The sequence below is a fragment of the Dactylosporangium sp. NPDC000521 genome, from assembly GCF_042898305.1.
Lineage (GTDB): Bacteria > Actinomycetota > Actinomycetes > Mycobacteriales > Micromonosporaceae > Dactylosporangium.
Map to the genome: position 1 here is coordinate 664,714 of NZ_JBIAYW010000003.1, position 16,524 is coordinate 681,237.

General features: G+C 72.7%; 15 protein-coding genes and 1 pseudogene. 10 read left to right on the forward strand and 6 right to left on the reverse strand.

The window, feature by feature from the left end; all coding sequences use genetic code 11:
• Nucleotides 1-291 precede the first annotated feature (291 nt).
• From ACFY3L_RS13215 to ACFY3L_RS13235, 5 genes are all read left to right on the forward strand, one after another.
• Complete coding sequence (locus tag ACFY3L_RS13215; protein ID WP_389322281.1) at nucleotides 292-1,086, forward strand: STM4013/SEN3800 family hydrolase; 795 nt, start codon at nucleotides 292-294, stop codon at nucleotides 1,084-1,086.
• A complete protein-coding gene (locus ACFY3L_RS13220; protein WP_389322283.1) occupies nucleotides 1,086-2,396 on the forward strand; it encodes an STM4012 family radical SAM protein in 1,311 nt (436 codons plus the stop codon). The genes ACFY3L_RS13215 and ACFY3L_RS13220 overlap by 1 nt, the downstream gene beginning before the upstream one ends.
• The gene (locus tag ACFY3L_RS13225; protein ID WP_389322285.1) at nucleotides 2,393-2,611 is read left to right on the forward strand and encodes a hypothetical protein; all 219 of its coding nucleotides are present in this window, start codon (nucleotides 2,393-2,395) and stop codon (nucleotides 2,609-2,611) included. The genes ACFY3L_RS13220 and ACFY3L_RS13225 overlap by 4 nt, the downstream gene beginning before the upstream one ends.
• Entirely contained in the window at nucleotides 2,608-3,483 is an 876-nt protein-coding gene (locus ACFY3L_RS13230) for an STM4011 family radical SAM protein (protein WP_389322287.1), read from the forward strand. Before ACFY3L_RS13225 ends, ACFY3L_RS13230 begins: the two co-directional genes overlap by 4 nt.
• A 131-nt stretch (nucleotides 3,484-3,614) precedes the next feature.
• Entirely contained in the window at nucleotides 3,615-4,682 is a 1,068-nt protein-coding gene (locus ACFY3L_RS13235; protein ID WP_389322289.1) for a MerR family transcriptional regulator, read from the forward strand.
• A gap of 249 nt (nucleotides 4,683-4,931) precedes the next feature.
• Here the strand turns inward: ACFY3L_RS13235 and typA are convergent, their stop codons facing one another.
• Nucleotides 4,932-6,797, reverse strand: coding sequence for a translational GTPase TypA (gene typA / locus ACFY3L_RS13240; RefSeq protein ID WP_389322291.1), 1,866 nt, complete (start codon nucleotides 6,795-6,797; stop codon nucleotides 4,932-4,934).
• Nucleotides 6,798-6,952: 155 nt separating this feature from the next.
• Here typA and ACFY3L_RS13245 point away from each other — a divergent pair, with 155 nt between their 5' ends.
• A complete protein-coding gene (locus tag ACFY3L_RS13245) occupies nucleotides 6,953-7,855 on the forward strand; it encodes a transglycosylase SLT domain-containing protein (protein WP_389322293.1) in 903 nt (300 codons plus the stop codon).
• A gap of 11 nt (nucleotides 7,856-7,866) precedes the next feature.
• Nucleotides 7,867-9,543 carry a CocE/NonD family hydrolase gene (locus tag ACFY3L_RS13250; RefSeq protein WP_389322295.1) on the forward strand — a complete coding sequence of 559 codons (1,677 nt, stop codon included), beginning with the start codon at nucleotides 7,867-7,869 and terminating at the stop codon, nucleotides 9,541-9,543.
• Here the strand turns inward: ACFY3L_RS13250 and ACFY3L_RS13255 are convergent.
• Nucleotides 9,507-9,836: a hypothetical protein gene (locus tag ACFY3L_RS13255; RefSeq protein WP_389322297.1), complete on the reverse strand. Its 330-nt coding sequence runs from the start codon at nucleotides 9,834-9,836 to the stop codon at nucleotides 9,507-9,509. The genes ACFY3L_RS13250 and ACFY3L_RS13255 overlap by 37 nt on opposite strands.
• Before the next feature lie 4 nt (nucleotides 9,837-9,840).
• Entirely contained in the window at nucleotides 9,841-10,938 is a 1,098-nt protein-coding gene (locus ACFY3L_RS13260; protein ID WP_389322299.1) for a winged helix DNA-binding domain-containing protein, read from the reverse strand.
• Between the two features lie 516 nt (nucleotides 10,939-11,454).
• On the opposite strand from ACFY3L_RS13260, the gene ACFY3L_RS13265 reads away from it, so the two are divergent.
• On the forward strand, nucleotides 11,455-11,664 hold the full coding sequence (locus tag ACFY3L_RS13265; RefSeq protein WP_389322301.1) for a hypothetical protein: 210 nt from the start codon (nucleotides 11,455-11,457) through the stop codon (nucleotides 11,662-11,664).
• A gap of 24 nt (nucleotides 11,665-11,688) precedes the next feature.
• Here ACFY3L_RS13265 and ACFY3L_RS13270 read toward each other — a convergent pair whose 3' ends face one another.
• Nucleotides 11,689-13,320, reverse strand: coding sequence for a DUF6745 domain-containing protein (locus ACFY3L_RS13270; RefSeq protein ID WP_389322303.1), 1,632 nt, complete (start codon nucleotides 13,318-13,320; stop codon nucleotides 11,689-11,691).
• Nucleotides 13,320-13,640: a hypothetical protein gene (locus ACFY3L_RS13275; protein ID WP_389322305.1), complete on the reverse strand. Its 321-nt coding sequence runs from the start codon at nucleotides 13,638-13,640 to the stop codon at nucleotides 13,320-13,322. Before ACFY3L_RS13275 ends, ACFY3L_RS13270 begins: the two co-directional genes overlap by 1 nt.
• 274 nt (nucleotides 13,641-13,914) lie before the next feature.
• On the opposite strand from ACFY3L_RS13275, the gene ACFY3L_RS13280 reads away from it, so the two are divergent.
• Entirely contained in the window at nucleotides 13,915-14,892 is a 978-nt protein-coding gene (locus ACFY3L_RS13280) for a hypothetical protein (RefSeq protein WP_389322306.1), read from the forward strand.
• Between the two features lie 188 nt (nucleotides 14,893-15,080).
• Nucleotides 15,081-15,827: a class I SAM-dependent methyltransferase gene (locus tag ACFY3L_RS13285; protein ID WP_389322308.1), complete on the forward strand. Its 747-nt coding sequence runs from the start codon at nucleotides 15,081-15,083 to the stop codon at nucleotides 15,825-15,827.
• Between the two features lie 238 nt (nucleotides 15,828-16,065).
• Here ACFY3L_RS13285 and ACFY3L_RS13290 read toward each other — a convergent pair.
• A pseudogene (locus ACFY3L_RS13290) lies at nucleotides 16,066-16,518 on the reverse strand (SRPBCC family protein); the annotation flags it as partial.
• Nucleotides 16,519-16,524: the final 6 nt, after the last annotated feature.

Genomic DNA, 16,524 nt, shown 5'->3' on the forward strand with positions numbered 1-16,524 from the left:
TGCTGGGCCGGCTGCTTCGCGCGTTGCGGTCGCTGGGCCGGCTGCTTCATGCGGCGCGGTCGCCGTGCCGGCTGCTTCGCGCGTCACGGTCGCTGAGCCGGGCGCTCCGTCCGCTGTGGTTGCTGGGCCGGCTGCTTCGCGCGTTGCGGTCGCTGGGCCGGCTGCTTCATGCGGCGCGGTCGCCGTGCCGGCTGCTTCGCGCGTCACGGTCGCTGGGCGGGGTGCTCACGGTGGTGTGCCGGCGACGGGCGTGACTTCTCGTGGGGGCGTCGCGGAGAGCCGGGCCGTGCGGTGAAGCGGTTCGTCGGCAGCCATGACCTGCTGTTCGTCACGTTGGACACGCTGCGGCACGACGTCGCGGTCGGGCAGTTGCGGGCCGGCGGGACGCCGAACCTGGCGAAGGTGCTTCCCGGCGGGGAGTGGGAGCGGCGGCACACGCCGGCGTCGTTCACGTATGCGGCGCACCATGCGTTCTTCGGCGGGTTTCTGCCGACACCGGTGACGCCGGGGCCGCACGAGCGGCCGTTCGCGGCGCGCTTCCCGGGCAGCACGACGGTCGGCGAGGACACCTGGGAGTTCGACGAGGCCGATGTCGTCACCGGGCTGCGGGCCGTCGGGTACCACACCATCTGCATCGGCGGCGTGGGCTTCTTCGCGATGACGTCGGCGCAGGGCGGGGTGCTGCCGGGGCTCTTCGACGAGGCGCACTGGACGCGGGAGTTCGGGGTCACCAACCCGGGCTGCTTCGAGGCGCAGCTCGACCGGCTCAAGACGGTGCTGCCCGATGACGGGCCGCTGTTCACGTTCGTCAACGTCGCCGCCATGCACCAGCCCAACCGGCACTACCTGCCCGGCGCCGCCGAGGACACGGTCGCGTCGCACGGGGCGGCCCTGGCGTACGTCGACCGGCACCTGCCGACGCTGTTCGGGCTCGTCACGTCCCGCGGCCGGCCGTGCCACGTGATCATGTGCAGCGACCACGGCACGGCGTACGGCGAGGACGGGCACACCGGGCACCGCTTCGCGCACGAGGTGGTGTGGACGGTGCCGTACGCCGAGTTCACGCTCGAGCCGGGGGAGTGGTGATGCTCGGATCTCCGTATCAGGGGTACCTGTACGCGTACCCGCACAAGACCGCGTACCGGCCGCTTCGCCCCCGGCCGGCGCTCTCCGACGTGTGGGCGGCGGAGGCGACGGACGCGCTGTTCCTCTACGTCCACGTGCCGTTCTGTGAGATGCGGTGCGGGTTCTGCAACCTGTTCACCAGGGCGAGGCCGCCCGCCGAGCAGGTCACCGCGTACCTCGGCCAGCTGGCCAGGCAGGCCGGCCGGGTCGCCGCCGCCGTGCCGGGCGCGAGCTACGCGCGGGCCGCGATCGGCGGCGGGACCCCGACGTACCTGACGGCGGCCGAGCTGAGCCGGCTGTTCGACGCGGTCGAGCGGGCCACCGGCGCGGACCTGCGGGCGGTGCCGACGTCGGTGGAGACGTCGCCCGCCACGGCGACCGCCGACCGGCTCGCGGTCCTCGTCGAGCGCGGCACGACCAGGGTCAGCATCGGCGTGCAGAGCTTCCTCGACGCCGAGGCGCACGCCGCGGGCCGGCCGCAGCGTCGCGCCGAGGTCGACCGGGCCCTCGACACGATCCGCGCGGCGGGGCCGGCCGAGCTGAACATCGACCTCATCTACGGCATCCCCGGCCAGACCGCCGCCACCTGGACCGCGTCGCTGCGGACCGCGCTGACGTGGCGGCCCGAGGAGCTGTACCTGTACCCGCTGTACGTGCGGCCGATGACCGGGCTCGGCCGGCGCGCGCCGGGCACGCCCGACCCCGAATGGGACGCGCAGCGGCTCGGGCTCTACCGGCACGCCGTGGACCTGCTCGCCGACGCGGGGTACGAGCAGCAGTCGATGCGCGCGTTCCGGCGGCGGGACGCCGCGCCGGTCGGCGATCCTGACGGCTCCGCGTACTGCTGCCAGGACGACGGCATGGTCGGACTGGGGTGCGGGGCCAGGTCGTACACGACGGAACTGCACTATTCGTTCGACTATGCGGTGAGCGTCCGGCAGGTCCGGGGAATCCTGGACGACTATCTGGCGCGGCCCGCGGAGGACTTCGACGTCGCCGAGGTCGGGTTCGCGCTCGACGGCACCGAGCAGCGCCGCCGCTGGCTGCTCAAGTCGCTGCTGCGGGCGCCGGGGGTCGAGCCGGCGGCCTACCGGGCGCGGTTCGGCACCGGTGTGGACGACGACTTCCCGGCGCTGGGCCGGCTCCGCGACAGCGGCCACCTCGACGGGCACCGGCTCACGGCCGAGGGGCTCGCGCACTCCGACGCGATCGGGCCCTGGCTCATCTCCGCGGGCGTCCGCGCCGCCATGGCCGGGCACGTGCCGCGATGAGGTTCCTCTCCGTGGGCGTCCGTGCCGCGATGGCTGGGGCATGGGCCGCGATGAGGTTCCTCTCCGTGGGCGTCCGTGCCGCGATGGCCGGGGCATGGGCCGCGATGAAGTTCCTCTCCGTGGGCGTCCGTGCCGCGATGGCCGGGGCATGGGCCGCGATGAAGTTCCGCTCCGTGGGCGTCCGTGCCGCCATGGCCGGGCATGGGCCGCGATGAAGATCCTCTACCGCGGCCCGCTCGCGAGCTGCAACTACGACTGCCCGTACTGCCCGTTCGCGAAGCGGCACGACCCGCCCGAACTGCTGCGTGAGGACCGGGCCGCGCTCGACCGGTTCGTCGGCTGGGTCGAGACGCACCCCGCCGAGCCGATCGAGGTGCTGTTCACGCCGTGGGGCGAAGGGCTGACGCGGTCCTGGTACCGGGCCGCGCTCGTCCGCCTGTCGCACCTGCCGCACGTCCGGCGGGCCGCGATCCAGACCAACCTCGCGGGGCGGCTCGGCTGGGTCGCCGACGCCGACCCTGACACGCTCGCGCTGTGGTGCACGTACCACCCCGGGCAGACGAGCCTGGAGCGCTTCCTGCTGCAGGTGGCGACGCTGCACCGGCACGGCATCCGGCACTCCGTCGGCATCGTCGGCCTGCCCGCGCACCTTCCCGACGCGAAGGCGCTGCGTGCGTCGCTGCCGCCCGAGGTGTACCTGTGGGTCAACGCCGCCGACGGCCACACGTACGCGCCGGCGGAGGAGGCCGCGTGGACCGCGATCGACCCGCTGTTCGGCTACAGCGTCAGGCCGCACCGGTCCCGCGGGCTCGCGTGCCGCACCGGCGACGAGGTGATCTCCGTGCTCGGCGACGGCACGGTACGCCGGTGCCACTTCGTGCCCGAGCCGCTCGGCAACCTGTACGACGACACCTGGCGCCGCACCGCGGCGCCCTGCCCGAAGGAGGAGTGCGACTGTCACATCGGCTACGTGCACCTGCGGAGCCTGCCCCTGTACACCGTGTTCGCCGGCGGGGTGCTGGAGCGCGTCCCCCACGAGCAGCCACTCTGGTCCGTCCCGCACGCCTCCCTCATCGGCGACGCCTGAACCGCCGCGGACGCCGGTGCTTCCTGAAGGAGCGATACCGACAGGTGCTGCCCGGCGCTTGACCTTCACCCTTGGGGAAGCCCGACCGTGGTCCGTGCCGGCCGCCCGGCCGGCACGAGGAGGATGACACCGTGGAGCTGCTGACGATCGGCGCGTTCGCCCGAGCGGCGCGGCTGACACCCAAGGCGCTGCGCCTGTACGACGAGGTCGGGCTGCTGACGCCCGCCGCGGTCGATCCCGAGACCGGATACCGGTTCTACGACCCGGAGCAGCTGGCGCACGCCGGGCTGATCGCCCAGCTGCGCCGCATCGGCATGCCGCTGGCCGACATCCGCACCGTGTGCGGCCTGGAGCCCGGCGCGGCGGCGAAAGCGGTCACCGCCTACTGGCAGCAGGTCACCGCCGACACCGCGACCCGCGCCCACCACGCCGCCCGCCTCGTCGAGCACCTGTCCAGGAAGGGCGCCACCATGTCCGACACGAACCCCACCCTGACCGTCCGCTACGCCGTGCGCTGCGACCGCGGCCACGGACGCGACAGCAACGAGGACGTCGCCTACGCCAGCGACCGGCTGCTGGCCGTCGCCGACGGCACCCGCGGAGCCGGGGCCGCCGCCAGCACCGCGGCCGTCAACGCCCTCAAGCCGCTCGAGCTGGCCGACAAGCCGGCCGTCGACCTGCTCGCCATGCTGGCCGGGACCGTCGACGACGTCGATCGCGCGGTGCGCGCCACCGCCACGGACGACAACCAGCCGGCCACCACCCTGACCGCGATGCTGCGGCGCGGCTCGCAGCTTGCCCTGGTGCACATCGGTGACACCCGCGTCTACCTGCTGCGCGGCGGTGAGCTCTCGCAGCTCACCCAGGACCACACCTGGGTCCAGAGCCAGGTCGACCACGGCAAGCTCAGCCCCGACCAGGCCGCCGCCCACCCGCAGCGGGCCCTGCTCACCCGCGCCCTCGGCGGTGGCGGCCAGCCCATCGAAGCCGACCTCGCGCTGCGCACCGCCGTGGCCGGTGACCGCTACCTGCTGTGCTCCGACGGCCTGTCGTCCGTCGTCAGCCGCACCGACCTGCACACCGCCCTCGCCGGGACCGGCGAACCCGAACCGACAGTGCAACGGCTGATCGACCTCGCCTACGCCGCCGGCGCACCGGACAACATCGCCTGCGTCGTCGCCGACATCATCGCCGCGTAGCGGCGTCGTCACGCGCAGGGAGGTGAGCCATGTGCCGTGAACTCGAGTGTCTGATCGCGCTGGCCCAGTGGCCGGCCCCAGCACCGCACAGCCGCGAACGCCGGCGCGATCGGGCGCCGCGCCGATCGCGCGAGATCGCCCGGCAGGTCCGGCGGGCCGAAGAACACCACCTACGCGGCTACATCCAGTAGGGGAACGTCCGCCGGAGACGCTGAAGGGGCCGCCGGAGCGGCCCCTTCAGCGGACGGGTCAGGCGTGGGCGCGCTTGCGGGCGACGCGCTCGCGGTCCTTCTGGTCGAGCATGACCTTGCGGATGCGCACGGCGGTCGGGGTGACCTCGACGCACTCGTCCTCGCGGCAGAACTCGAGGGCCTGCTCCAGGGTGAGCTTGCGCGGCGGGATGAGCTTCTCCGTCTCGTCGGAGGCGGAGGAGCGCATGTTGGTGAGCTTCTTCTCCTTGGTGATGTTGACGTCCATGTCGTCGGCGCGGGAGTTCTCGCCGACGATCATGCCTTCGTACACCTCGGTGGTGGGCTCGATGAACATGGAGCCGCGCTCCTGCAGGTTCATCATCGCGAAGGGGGTGGCGACGCCGGCCCGGTCGGCGACGAGGGAGCCGGTGGGGCGCATGCGCAGCTCGCCGAACCACGGCTCGTACTTCTCGAACACGTGGTGCAGGATGCCGGTGCCGCGGGTGTCGGTGAGGAACTCGGTGCGGAAGCCGATCAGGCCGCGCGCCGGGACCAGCCACTCCATGCGGATCCAGCCGGTGCCGTGGTTGACCATCTGCTCCATGCGGCCCTTGCGGGTGGCGAGGAGCTGGGTGATCGCGCCGAGGTACTCCTCGGGCGCGTCGATCGTGAGGCGCTCGACGGGCTCGTGCACCTTGCCGTCGATCTCGCGGGTGACGACCTGCGGCTTGCCGACGGTCAGCTCGTACCCCTCGCGGCGCATCTGCTCGACGAGGATGGCGAGGGCGAGCTCGCCGCGGCCCTGGACCTCCCACGTGTCGGGGCGCTCGGTCGGGAGGATGCGCAGCGACACGTTGCCGATCATCTCGCGGTCGAGGCGGTCCTTGACCAGACGGGCGGTGACCTTGGTGCCCTTGACCTTGCCGGCGAGCGGCGAGTTGTTGGTGCCGATGGTCATCGAGATCGCCGGCTCGTCGACGGTGATGAGGGGCAGCGCGACCGGGTTCTCCGCGTCGGCGAGGGTCTCGCCGATCATGATCTCGGGAATGCCGGCGAGCGCGATGATGTCGCCCTGCGCGGCCTCTTCGGCCGGCTTGCGCTCCAGGCCCTGCGTCATCAGCAGCTCGGAGATGCGGACGTTCTGGACCGTGCCGTCGGTGCGGATCCACGCGACGGTCTGGCCCTTGCGGATCTTGCCCTCGCGGACCCGGCACAGCGCGAGGCGGCCGAGGAACGGCGACGCGTCGAGGTTGGTGACGTGCGCCTGCAGCGGCGCGTCCTCCGTGTAGGACGGGGCGGGGATCGTGTTGAGCAGCGTCTGGAACAGCGGCTGCAGGTTGTCGCTGTCGGCGGGCACCGTGCCGTCCTCGGGCTGGCTCAGCGAGGCGATGCCGTCGCGGGCGCAGGCGTAGACGATCGGGAACTCGATCTGGTGTTCGTCGGCGTCGAGGTCGAGGAAGAGCTCATACGTCTCGTCGATGACCTCCTTGATCCGGGCGTCGGGACGGTCCACCTTGTTGATCACCAGGATGATCGGCAGGCGCGCCTTCAGCGCCTTGCGCAGCACGAACCGGGTCTGCGGCAGCGGGCCCTCGGAGGCGTCGACGAGCAGCACCACGCCGTCGACCATGGTCAGGCCGCGCTCGACCTCACCGCCGAAGTCGGCGTGGCCGGGGGTGTCGATGATGTTGATCGTGGTCGGGGCTCCGCCGTCGGCAGGGACATAGCGCACGGCGGTGTTCTTCGCGAGAATGGTGATGCCCTTCTCGCGCTCCAGGTCCATCGAGTCCATCACCCGGTCGACCTGCTCCGCGCGCGCGTGGAACGCGCCGCTCTGCCGCAGCATCGCGTCGACAAGGGTGGTCTTGCCGTGGTCGACGTGAGCGACGATGGCGACGTTGCGGAGGTCTGCGCGGGTCTGCATGACCGCCATTGTTCCAGGTGGCCCGAGCGCGTCGTCACGCACAGTGCGCGATGTGATGTACCGCGCCCCGACTCATCGAAACGGCCTGCTCTGGCGTCATAGGGGACAGCGGGCCCGCGCGGTCCGCGATAGCGTGCCAGGACGGGGAGGCATCGATGGGCTACGGCAGCTTCTATGAGGACGACGACACCGCTGAGCAGCGCTGGGGGATCGAAGAGGACGCGCCGCGCCGGCGCCGCCCGGGGATGATCTTCCTACTGGGCGCGCTCGTCGTGGTCGTCCTGATCGCGCTCGGCGGGCTCGCGGTCCTCGCCAAGGGCCAGGATCCGAAGCCCACGTCCGCCGCCGGCTCGCGGCCGTCGCCGACCGAGGCCGAGCCGAGCGCCGAGCCGAGCGAGGTGGTCGTGGTGGCGACGTCGGCGCCGCCGCCGAGCCCCACTCCGTCCGCGACGCCCTCGAAGGCCGCGCCGAAGAAGTCGATCGCGCCGCCGAAGCAGACCGCGCTGCCGCCCCCGCCGCCGAAGGTCAGCACGAAACCCGGCTGCCAGCCCACGTACAAGGGCACCCAGCTGCCGAAGTCGACCGTCCGCGAGTATCTGGACGCGGCGTCGGTGAAGCAGTTCTGGGGCAGCAACACCTCCGCCGAGGTGCAGGCCATCAGGGTGCCGAAGCGGCTGCTGTACGGGGTCGCCGACCAGGAGAGCGGCTGGCAGTCCAACATCTACGCCTGCGACAAGGGCGTCGGCGTCATGCAGGTCATGCCCGACACCGAGACCTGGATGAACCAGCGCTTCGGCACCAGCTGGCAGATCGACACCCCGAAGGACAACGTGATGCTCGGCGGGCAGTACCTGGCCTGGGCGATCCGCTACTTCGGCGAGCAACTCGGCACGTTCGACATCATGGGCGCCGACCCGGCGCTGCTCAACGCGGTCATCTCCGCCTACAACAACGGCGCCGGCGCGGTCGACCTGACCAAGGGTGACGCCGGGATCACCAACTGGAACTACGTCAACAACGTCAAGGCGCTCATGGGCCGCTGCTGCAACGACTACTAACCTAGGGCGGCATGAGGCTCGACCCGGTAGGCCGACTGCTGAAGCTGCCGCCCGCGCTGACCGGGCGGGTCCGCGTCACCAAGGGCATCCCCGTCCGGATGCGCGACGGCGCGATCCTGCGCGCCGACCACTACGGCCCGGCCCTCGACGCCGCGCTGCCCTCGGTACTGGTGCGCACGCCCTACGGCCGCGGCGCACCCACCAGCGTGCTGTGCCGGGCCGTCGCCCAGCGCGGCTTCAACGTGCTGATCCAGTCGTGCCGGGGCACGGCGGACTCCGGCGGCACGTTCGAGCCGCTGCTGCAGGAGCGCGAGGACGGTCTCGACACCCTCGACTGGTTGCGGTTGCAGCGTTGGTACGACGGCCGCCTCCTCACCTACGGCCCCAGTTACGTCGGCTTCGTGCAGTGGGCGCTCGCGGCCGAGGCGGGCGACGAGCTCAAGGCGATGGCCACGATCGTCACCGCCTCCGACTTCGGCCCGCCGACCTACGCCGGTGGCGCCTTCTCCCTCGACACCGTGCTCACCTGGTCGGCGATCCTCGACGCGCAGCGCGGCACCCGCCTGGACAACGCCGTCGAGCTGCTGCGCGGCCAGCCGAGGCTGCAGCGCGGCCTCGCCCGCGTGCCGCTCGCCGAGGCGGACCGGATCACGACCGGCGCCGAGGTCGAGTTCTTCCAGCGGTGGCTCGCCGAGGCCGACCCCACCTCCTCCTACTGGACCCAGCGCGGCCACACCCACAGCCTCCCGAAGGTCACCGCGCCGGTCCTGATGATAGGTGGCTGGTACGACATCTTCCTGCCATGGCAACTGGCCGACTACACCGCGTTACGGGCGGCGGGTCTCCAGCCCCACCTCACCGTCGGCCCCTGGCACCATGGCAGCGCCGGGCTCTTCCAGCACTCGGCGGCCGAGGCCGTCGCCTGGTTCCGCGCGCACACCGGCGGCCCGGAACAGATCCGCGAACGGCCCGTCCGGGTCCACATCGGCGGCACCGACACGTGGCGGGAGCTGCCGGAATGGCCACCCGCGGACGGTGCGACGCGCCAGTGGCACCTGCGCCGCGACGGTGGCCTGAGCACCACCGCCGCACCGGACGGCGAGCGGCTGGACGGGTTCACCTACGACCCGAAGGACCCGACGCCGGCGCTCGGCGGGCCGCGGCTCATCGGCAAGATCTCCGGCCGGCGCGACAACCGCCCGCTCGAGGCGCGGCCGGACGTGCTGACGTTCACGTCCGAGCCGCTCGAGGAGCCCCTGGAGGTGGTCGGCCCGATCGCCGCGGAGATCACCGTCCAGGCGGCCTGCGTCCGGCCGGACGGCACGGCGTTCACCGACCGTGACCTCGTGCCGCACTTCGACGTGTTCGTCCGCCTGTGCGAGGTGGACGAGCAGGACCGCTCGTGGAACATCTGCGACGGACTCGCCCGCGCCACCGGCGGCGGCGGGGTCGCGGTGCGGGTGGAGCTGTGGCCGACCGCATACCGGTTCGCGGCGGGGCGCCGCATCCGGGTGCAGGTCAGCGGCGGGGCGCACCCGCGCTTCTCGCGCAACCCGGGCACGGGCGCGCCGCTCGGTCATGAGCTGGAGCTACGCGCCGTCCGGCAGGAGCTCCTGGCCCCGTCGTCGATCAGCCTGCCGGTGCCGGGGCCTCAGTCCTGGAACGTGGAGGGGCCGACGTCGGTGTAGGTGCCGGAGTCGGCGTCCCACTCGAACTGCCGCCCCTCGGAACCCGCGCTGACGATCTTGCCGAACGCCGGGTACCGCTCGACGAGCCACTCCAGGTCGGGCATGAGCAGCTCACCCGCGTCGGCGAGCTGCTCGTCGGTCTCGTCGCCGACCAGCAGGTTCCACCCGCTGGCCTTCCGCCCGTCGGGCGCGGCCGGCAGGGTCGCGTCCTCGGGGTCGTGATACACGTACCCAGGGAGGAGCGACTCGTCCTCCACCAACCGCCGCGACGCGAACGCGATCAAGTAACCCATGCGCTCAAGTATCCCCACGCTCGACGGTGACCTCGGCGGTGGGGATGCCCCGCGCGGCCGCCATCCGCTGCGCCTCCTCGTCGATCGCGGCACGCACCGGCGCCCGCAGCGACCCCCACGCCGACACCGTCACCGCCAGCCGCTTCCCCGCGACCTTCGCCCGCCACGACCCGGCGAGATCCCCGTCGACCAGCAGCGCCCCGGGGTTGCCGAGCACCCGCCAGACCTCCTTCTCCCGTTCCTTCTGCGGCGTCAGTACGCTGCGGTCCCGCGCCTGCAGAAACGGATCGGAGGCCGGCAGCAGCCGCACCCCGTGCACGGGCCCGGCGTCCAGCAGGTCCGCCAGGCACTCCTCGGGAATCCACGCCTTGCGCCCGTCGACGCTCACCTCGGCCAGCCCACCAGGCCACGCCGGCTTCACCGCCGTCACGGTCGTCCCGAGGTACTTCGCGACGTCACTGGGCGTCGCGGGTCCGAGCAGCCGCAGGTACGCGCGGATCAGCCCCGACGGGTCGCCCGCCCCCTCCGGCACGGGCGCCGGGTCGTCGACCGGCAGCAGCACGCTGGTCGCCGCCGCCTCGTCGAGCTGCACCCCACCCGCGAGCCCCGCCTGCTGAAACACCGACCCGGAGATGTGCGTCGCCTTGCACGGCCCGCAGTAGTAGGTCAACGCCTCCGGGACGAGGTCGCTGACGCCCCGGCTCGCGTCACCCTTCGACATCGGCCCCTTGACCACGGCCGCGAACGCCTCGGCCGTCGCCCTGAACGCGCCGATCCCGAGCTTGCCGCCGTCAGGGATCTGCTTGCTGCCGAACCTGGCCTCCGCGTCGGCGTCGCTCACCGGCCACAGCGCCGCGACCAGCCCCGGCAGGTCCGCCCGCCGGTGCAGGTGCCGCGCGCCCCGGGTCGACCACACCATCGCGAGGTCCCCGTCGAACCTGCTCGTCCGCGCGGCGAGGGCCTGCCGCGCCGTCCCGGCCGGCACGTTGGGCACCCCGAGGTCGAGCACCGCGAGGTCGCCCGGGTCGGCGTCGACCCGCTCGTGCAGCTGGTTGGCGACGGTCCGGTACGCGAGCACCTTCGCCCGCCCCACACTCGGCATCGCCCCATTCTCATGTCCCGCGGTCCACGCCGCATCCCAAAACCCCGCCTGCCGTGCCCCGTCACCCCTCGAACCCACCGCGACCAGCCACCCGCGGAACCGCCCCGGCTCGTCACCCGCGGAACGGCCAAGGGCCCGGCAGCATCGACGCCGCGGCACCCGCCGCAGGGCGGCAGAGACGCCCCGCGCAAAGACGGTGAAGACATCCGCGGGCCAGCAGGCATGCCTGCGCATGGCGCCTGGGGGCCCGCGCTCGACGACCAGCGACCTGCACGGCGGCCGGCGAGCGTGTGGACGGCCACTTGGCGCTGTGCACGGCGCCCGGCGAGCCGGTAGACGGCGATCAGCGGTCCTGTGCACAGCGACCAAAGGGCTGCGCACGGCGTGCCGGCGAGCGTGTGCACGGCCACTTGGCGCTGTGCTCGACGACCGGTGGGCCTCGCACGGCCACTGGGCACCTGTGCACGGCGGCTGGGTGCTTGCGTGAGGACCTCGGCCCGGCGGACGATTGTCGGTATGACCAGCGACACGGCGGACGACGGCTCGGCCAGGATCACGTTCACCGATCCGGACCTGGCCTTCCTGCGGCATGCCAGGTTCGGCGAGCTGCCCGCCCGCGTCCGCCCCAGCGACACGGTCGAGCTCGTCGAGACCGACCCGAAGCGCGACTGGCCGGACCTCGGCCCGAGCCGCGCGCAGATCGAGGCACACCACGGCGGCGGCTGACCCCCGACAGCCAACCGGCGGGGATCAGGTCTCGACCAGCGGCTGATACTCCTGCTCGGTGAGCCCGAACGTCCAGGCCACGCCCTCGCGAGGGGTGCGGGTGGCCGGTGGGACGCGCAGCCAGTAGACGCGGCTGGTGCCGTCGGGCTCGGGGGTGCTGTTGATGACCTCCACCATGGTGAGCGGCTCGTCGTCGGCGAAGCGCAGCTGCCACAGGACACCGCACGCGTCGGAGCTGAGCCGCCGCGCGCCGGCTTCTCGCAGATAGCGCTCGTAGCCGAAGTGCTCGAGCATGACGCGCCGCAGCTCGGCGTTGCGCTCCGCGGCGATCTCCGCATGGGTCAGGCGGGCGAGCCGGTGCACGAGCTCCGAGGGGATCGGCATGCCGCGCCACGCGTGCAGCGCGAACCCGTCGCTGTACCGCAGCGCGGGCGTGTCGGCGGCGTGCAGCCGGCCCACGTTGTCGCGGTGGAGCTCGTCGGGCCGGTCGGTCAGGATGGCGACGTTGGCATACGGCCACCACCACCCGGCGGACCGCGCCACCCCCGCCAGACCCGCGAGCCGCTGCGCGGCACGCAGCACGGCGGTGTCGGCCCTGCCCCCGTCGGCCTTCGCGCCGTCGACTCGCTGGGCATCGACCTCGAAGCCGTCGGGCGAGTAGGCGCCGCCCGTCCGCAGATCTTGAACTTCAGCGGACCGGCCGCCGCCCCGCGGGCTGTCCGCCCGGAGACCACCGCCCCGTGAACTGCCGGCCCACCCGCCGGGAGCGCCGCCGCGCGGGGAACCGCCCGCCCTGGAGCCACCGCCCCGCGAACTGCCGCCCCACCCTCCGCTCCGGGAATCGTCGCCCCACCCTCCGCTCCCGGAATCGTCGCCCGGCGAAACGCCGGACGCGGGGTCCTCCGGGGAGCCGCCCGGGCGCGAACCCCCGGTGCGAGGAGCGGGCACCTGCAGCGCGCCGGGCGTGTCGGCGCGGGAGGCGGCGGCGTCGAAGGCGGCGAGCCAGCCCGCGTCGTGCTGGCCGGAGACGGCGTCGAGGAGGACGGTGCGGGCGTGGGCGGGGAGCTCGTTGCGCAGGTGGGTGCGCAGCGGGACGGCGACGCGGTCGTTGACCATGCGCCACACGTCGGCGCCGCAGGCGGCCCACAGGCGGGCCCAGCCGTCGGGGCCGAGCGATTCGTGGACCTCGGCGCGCGCGGCGGCCCACGGGGTGGTGCGGACGGCGGCGCGGACCGAGACGCCGGCCGTGCCCGGGACAGGCGGGCAGCCCTGGGCGCGCAGCTGCTCGGCCACGAGCACGTCGTCGTCGCTGAAGGAGGCCGCGGTCCCCACACCCAGGCGGGTGGTGGGCAGGGTGAGACCGGCCCGGGCGGCACGGCGGGCGGCGGTGGTCATGGGTCGCGCGGCGGCGGCCGGGCCCGGGAGGTCGCGGCGGCCGGTGAGCAGGGCCGCCGCCCTGGCGCCCGCGGCCGGTGAGGCGAACCACACGATGTGCGCGGGCTCGGGCAGGCCGGCCGAGCGGTAGGCCAGGCGGACCGCCTCGGCGGCGGCCTCGCGGTCGGCGGGCGCGGTCGACAGGCCCGCGGCGAGCCACTTCGCCGCGTTGGCGCCGAGCGCCGCGGCGCTGGTCTCGGAGGTGAGCGGGGTCGTGGTCATCAGTCGGCCACCGGACGCCACGAGCCGGGCACGTACTCGCGCTGGCGCACGATCCGGTACGACCCGGCGGGGATCGTGATCGAGCCGTGCTCCTCGTGGACGACCCTCGCCTTGGAGACGACCCTGACGAAGAGCCGGTCGATGTCGTCGCGGTCGGCGAGCAGCAGCGTGTCGGGGCCGACGATCACGTGGGCGTGGCCGGTCGCCTCACCACGGGCGAGGATCATGCGGCCGGAGCGGTCGCGCGGGGCGGGCACCGCGGTCGTGGGCACCTCACCGGCGGCGATGGGCACCAGCAGCACGTCACCTTGTCGATACATGGCCGTACCTCCAAGAAAGCAGCCGAACAAGCAGAAGAGCCGAGCAAACAGCAGCGGAAGATCGGAACAAGCGCACGATAGCGCCGGGGTACGACACTTTTTCACGGCCGCCGAGGGCCGAAGACCCATGGATGTCGGTCAAGTTCAGTACGCCCCTTGTGCGATCCGTGCACAACTCGACAAACAGGAGGAAGATCTCAAAACCCTCGAACAGGGTCGCGAAAAGCCTGAAAAGAAGCGAACATGAAGACCTCCTGGGCAAGAGGGGTGCATCATGCAGTCGACGCTGGCGGTCCTGTGCCCCTTCGCGCCGCGCCTCTCACCGCACGCCGACAGCGTCCAGCGCTGGTCGCTGCAGTGGGCCACCAGGCACGGCCTGCTCGACCGCCCGGGCGCCCGGGCCGCGTTCGCCAGGGCGAGGTTCGCCAACCTGATGGCCCGCACCTACCCCGACGCCGCACCCGCCGAGCTGCGGCTCGCCACCGCCTGGCTGATCAGCGTCTTCGCCCTCGACGACCGCCTCGAGCGGGCCGGCGACCCGGCGGCGACCAGGCGCCTCGTCGACGAGGTCATGCAGCTGCTGGCCGACGACGGCGAGGACCCGAATGGCCACCTCAGAGCCGTCGCCGAGGTGTGGCGGCGCACCAGTCAGCGCGTCGGGTCCGCCTGGCGGGAGCGGTTCGTCGCCCACGTCGGCGACTATCTGGAGGCCACCGTCTGGGAGGCCGGCAACCGCGCCGCCAACCGTCCGCCGCCGGTCGCCGAGTACCGCACCATGCGCTTCCGCACGGCGGCCATCGACATGTTCTTCGACCTCATCGAGCCGATGCACGGCGTCGAGCTGGCCCCGGCGGTGTTCGAGGACGCGGACTTCGCCGTGATGCGCCGGTCCGCCGGGATGATCACCGCGATCTTCAACGACCTCGTGTCGTGGCCGAAGGAGGAGGCCGCCGGCGACCACCACAACATCGTGCTCGCCCTGCGGCACGAGCGCCGGCTGCCGGTGGAGGCGGCGGTCCGCGTGGCGGTCGCCGAGCACGACGCCCTGGTGGAGGAGTTCATCGCGGCCCGTGAGCGGTTCCAGGCCGGGCCGCTCGCCGGAGACTTCGCGGTCGCGGCCGTCGCCGGCGACTTCGTGCACTGGGTCCGGGGCAACGTGGACTGGTCGATGGAGTCGGGCCGCTACACGCCCTCGGAGAGCACGACCCCGGCGGAGACGCGGCTCCCCGCGCAGCGCCGATCTGTCGAGTAGGCGATACCGGCTGTCGATGCGTCGCTGGTACCGTCGGCGCGACAGCTTCTTGGAGGATGCCATGCCTGCCCGGGACAGAGTCCCGGGTCGCCGGTGAACCACGGACCCGACGCGGTCCGATGGTCTGCCGAGGTGTGCCCGGGTGACGCAGAGACCCCGATCGCGCACGTCCAAGAGGAGATCCTCAGTTGTCCGAGCACGTCCAGTCCGCGTGGTACGCGGACTTCTTCACCGAGCTTCCCAACGAGTTCTGGCGCCGCGCCGCCGGACCCGAGATGACCGCCGCCGACGTCGACTTCATCGAGACGAGGATCAAACCCGGGGCACGGGTGCTCGACGTGCCCTGTGGCAGCGGCCGGCACAGCCTCGCCCTCGCCGCCCGCGGCCACCGCGTCACCGGCGTCGACCTCTCCGAAGAGGCCGTCGCCCACGCGGTACAGGCGAAGAAAGACCTGGAGGTCGAGTTCAGGGTCGCCGAGATGCGGGACATCCCGCGGACCGGCGAGTTCGACGCCGTGCTGTGCCTCGGCAACAGTTTCGGCTATCTGGAGCCGGTCGAGCTGCCGGAGTTCGTGGCGGCGGCCGCCGCGGCGCTGCGCCCCGGCGGCTGGTTCGTCGTCGACTTCAACGCGGCGGCGGAGACGGTCCTGCCCGGCTTCACCGCCGAGGACCGGGTGATGCGCACCGGCGACATCACCGTCGAGTCCGCCACCGAGTACGACGTCGCCGCGAGCCGGATGCTCAGCACGTACACGTTCACGCGCGGCGGGGAGCGGTTCACCGCGACGGCCGTGCACCACGTCTACACCAGCGGGCACCTCGGCACGCTGCTGCGCGACGGTGGGTTCGCGGACGTCGAGCTGTTCGGCGGGCCGGACGGCACACCGTACACCCTGGGCAGCGGCCGCCTGCTCATCACAGCACGCCGGCGATAGCCCCGGAGAACACAGCACGCCGGCGGCAACCCCGGAAACACAGCACACCGGCCGGTCAGCGCGAACGCTGGCCGGCCGGCCTTTCCGGTGCGGTGGAGAGTGGAGCTCAGATGGCGTGCCGGGAGTCGTCGGCGTCCGGCATGCGCGTGATGTCGGTGCTCTGCGTGAGGTCGGGCGCGGCCTGGATCGCGTCACCGTGCAGCCACGACCCGGGTTTCGGGGCGGCTGGAGCGGCGGACGGGGAGGCCACGTCGCCGCGCCAGGCGCCGGTCTCCGTGCCCCGATGCTCGATGAACTCGCGGAACTTGGCCATGTCGGACTTGATCATCCGGTCCACGATGCCGGCCTTGTCGGCGACGTTCTCGACGAAGTCCTCCGGGTCGATGTCGAGCTGTGCGGTCACCCTGCTGTGCGTGTCGTCGAGCCGGTGGAACGTCACCACACCGGCATGCTTGGGGCCTTCCGTCGATGTCCAGGCGACCCGTTCGTCCGGGTGCTGCTCGGTGATGCGCGCGTCGAACTCACGCCGTACACCGGCGAACTCCACCACCCAGTGCAACCTGGTGTCGTCGAGCTGGCGGATCTCCCGCACGCTGTGCATGAACGCCGGGAACTCCTCGAACTGGGTCCACTGGTTGTAAGCGGTCCGGACCGGCACGGCCACGTCGACGCTCTCCACAACCTGACTCATGTGCGC

Coding starts and splice junctions, on each gene's coding strand:
- ACFY3L_RS13250 (WP_389322295.1), top strand. CDS start 7,867: ATGAGGCTCGACCCGGTAGGCCGACTGCTGAAGCTGCCGCCCGCGCTG.
- ACFY3L_RS13265 (WP_389322301.1), top strand. CDS start 11,455: ATGACCAGCGACACGGCGGACGACGGCTCGGCCAGGATCACGTTCACC.
- ACFY3L_RS13270 (WP_389322303.1), bottom strand. CDS start 13,320: ATGACCACGACCCCGCTCACCTCCGAGACCAGCGCCGCGGCGCTCGGC.
- ACFY3L_RS13280 (WP_389322306.1), top strand. CDS start 13,915: ATGCAGTCGACGCTGGCGGTCCTGTGCCCCTTCGCGCCGCGCCTCTCA.
- ACFY3L_RS13230 (WP_389322287.1), top strand. CDS start 2,608: ATGAAGATCCTCTACCGCGGCCCGCTCGCGAGCTGCAACTACGACTGC.
- ACFY3L_RS13275 (WP_389322305.1), bottom strand. CDS start 13,640: ATGTATCGACAAGGTGACGTGCTGCTGGTGCCCATCGCCGCCGGTGAG.
- ACFY3L_RS13245 (WP_389322293.1), top strand. CDS start 6,953: ATGGGCTACGGCAGCTTCTATGAGGACGACGACACCGCTGAGCAGCGC.
- ACFY3L_RS13220 (WP_389322283.1), top strand. CDS start 1,086: ATGCTCGGATCTCCGTATCAGGGGTACCTGTACGCGTACCCGCACAAG.
- typA (WP_389322291.1), bottom strand. CDS start 6,797: ATGCAGACCCGCGCAGACCTCCGCAACGTCGCCATCGTCGCTCACGTC.
- ACFY3L_RS13225 (WP_389322285.1), top strand. CDS start 2,393: ATGAGGTTCCTCTCCGTGGGCGTCCGTGCCGCGATGGCTGGGGCATGG.
- ACFY3L_RS13260 (WP_389322299.1), bottom strand. CDS start 10,938: ATGCCGAGTGTGGGGCGGGCGAAGGTGCTCGCGTACCGGACCGTCGCC.
- ACFY3L_RS13255 (WP_389322297.1), bottom strand. CDS start 9,836: ATGGGTTACTTGATCGCGTTCGCGTCGCGGCGGTTGGTGGAGGACGAG.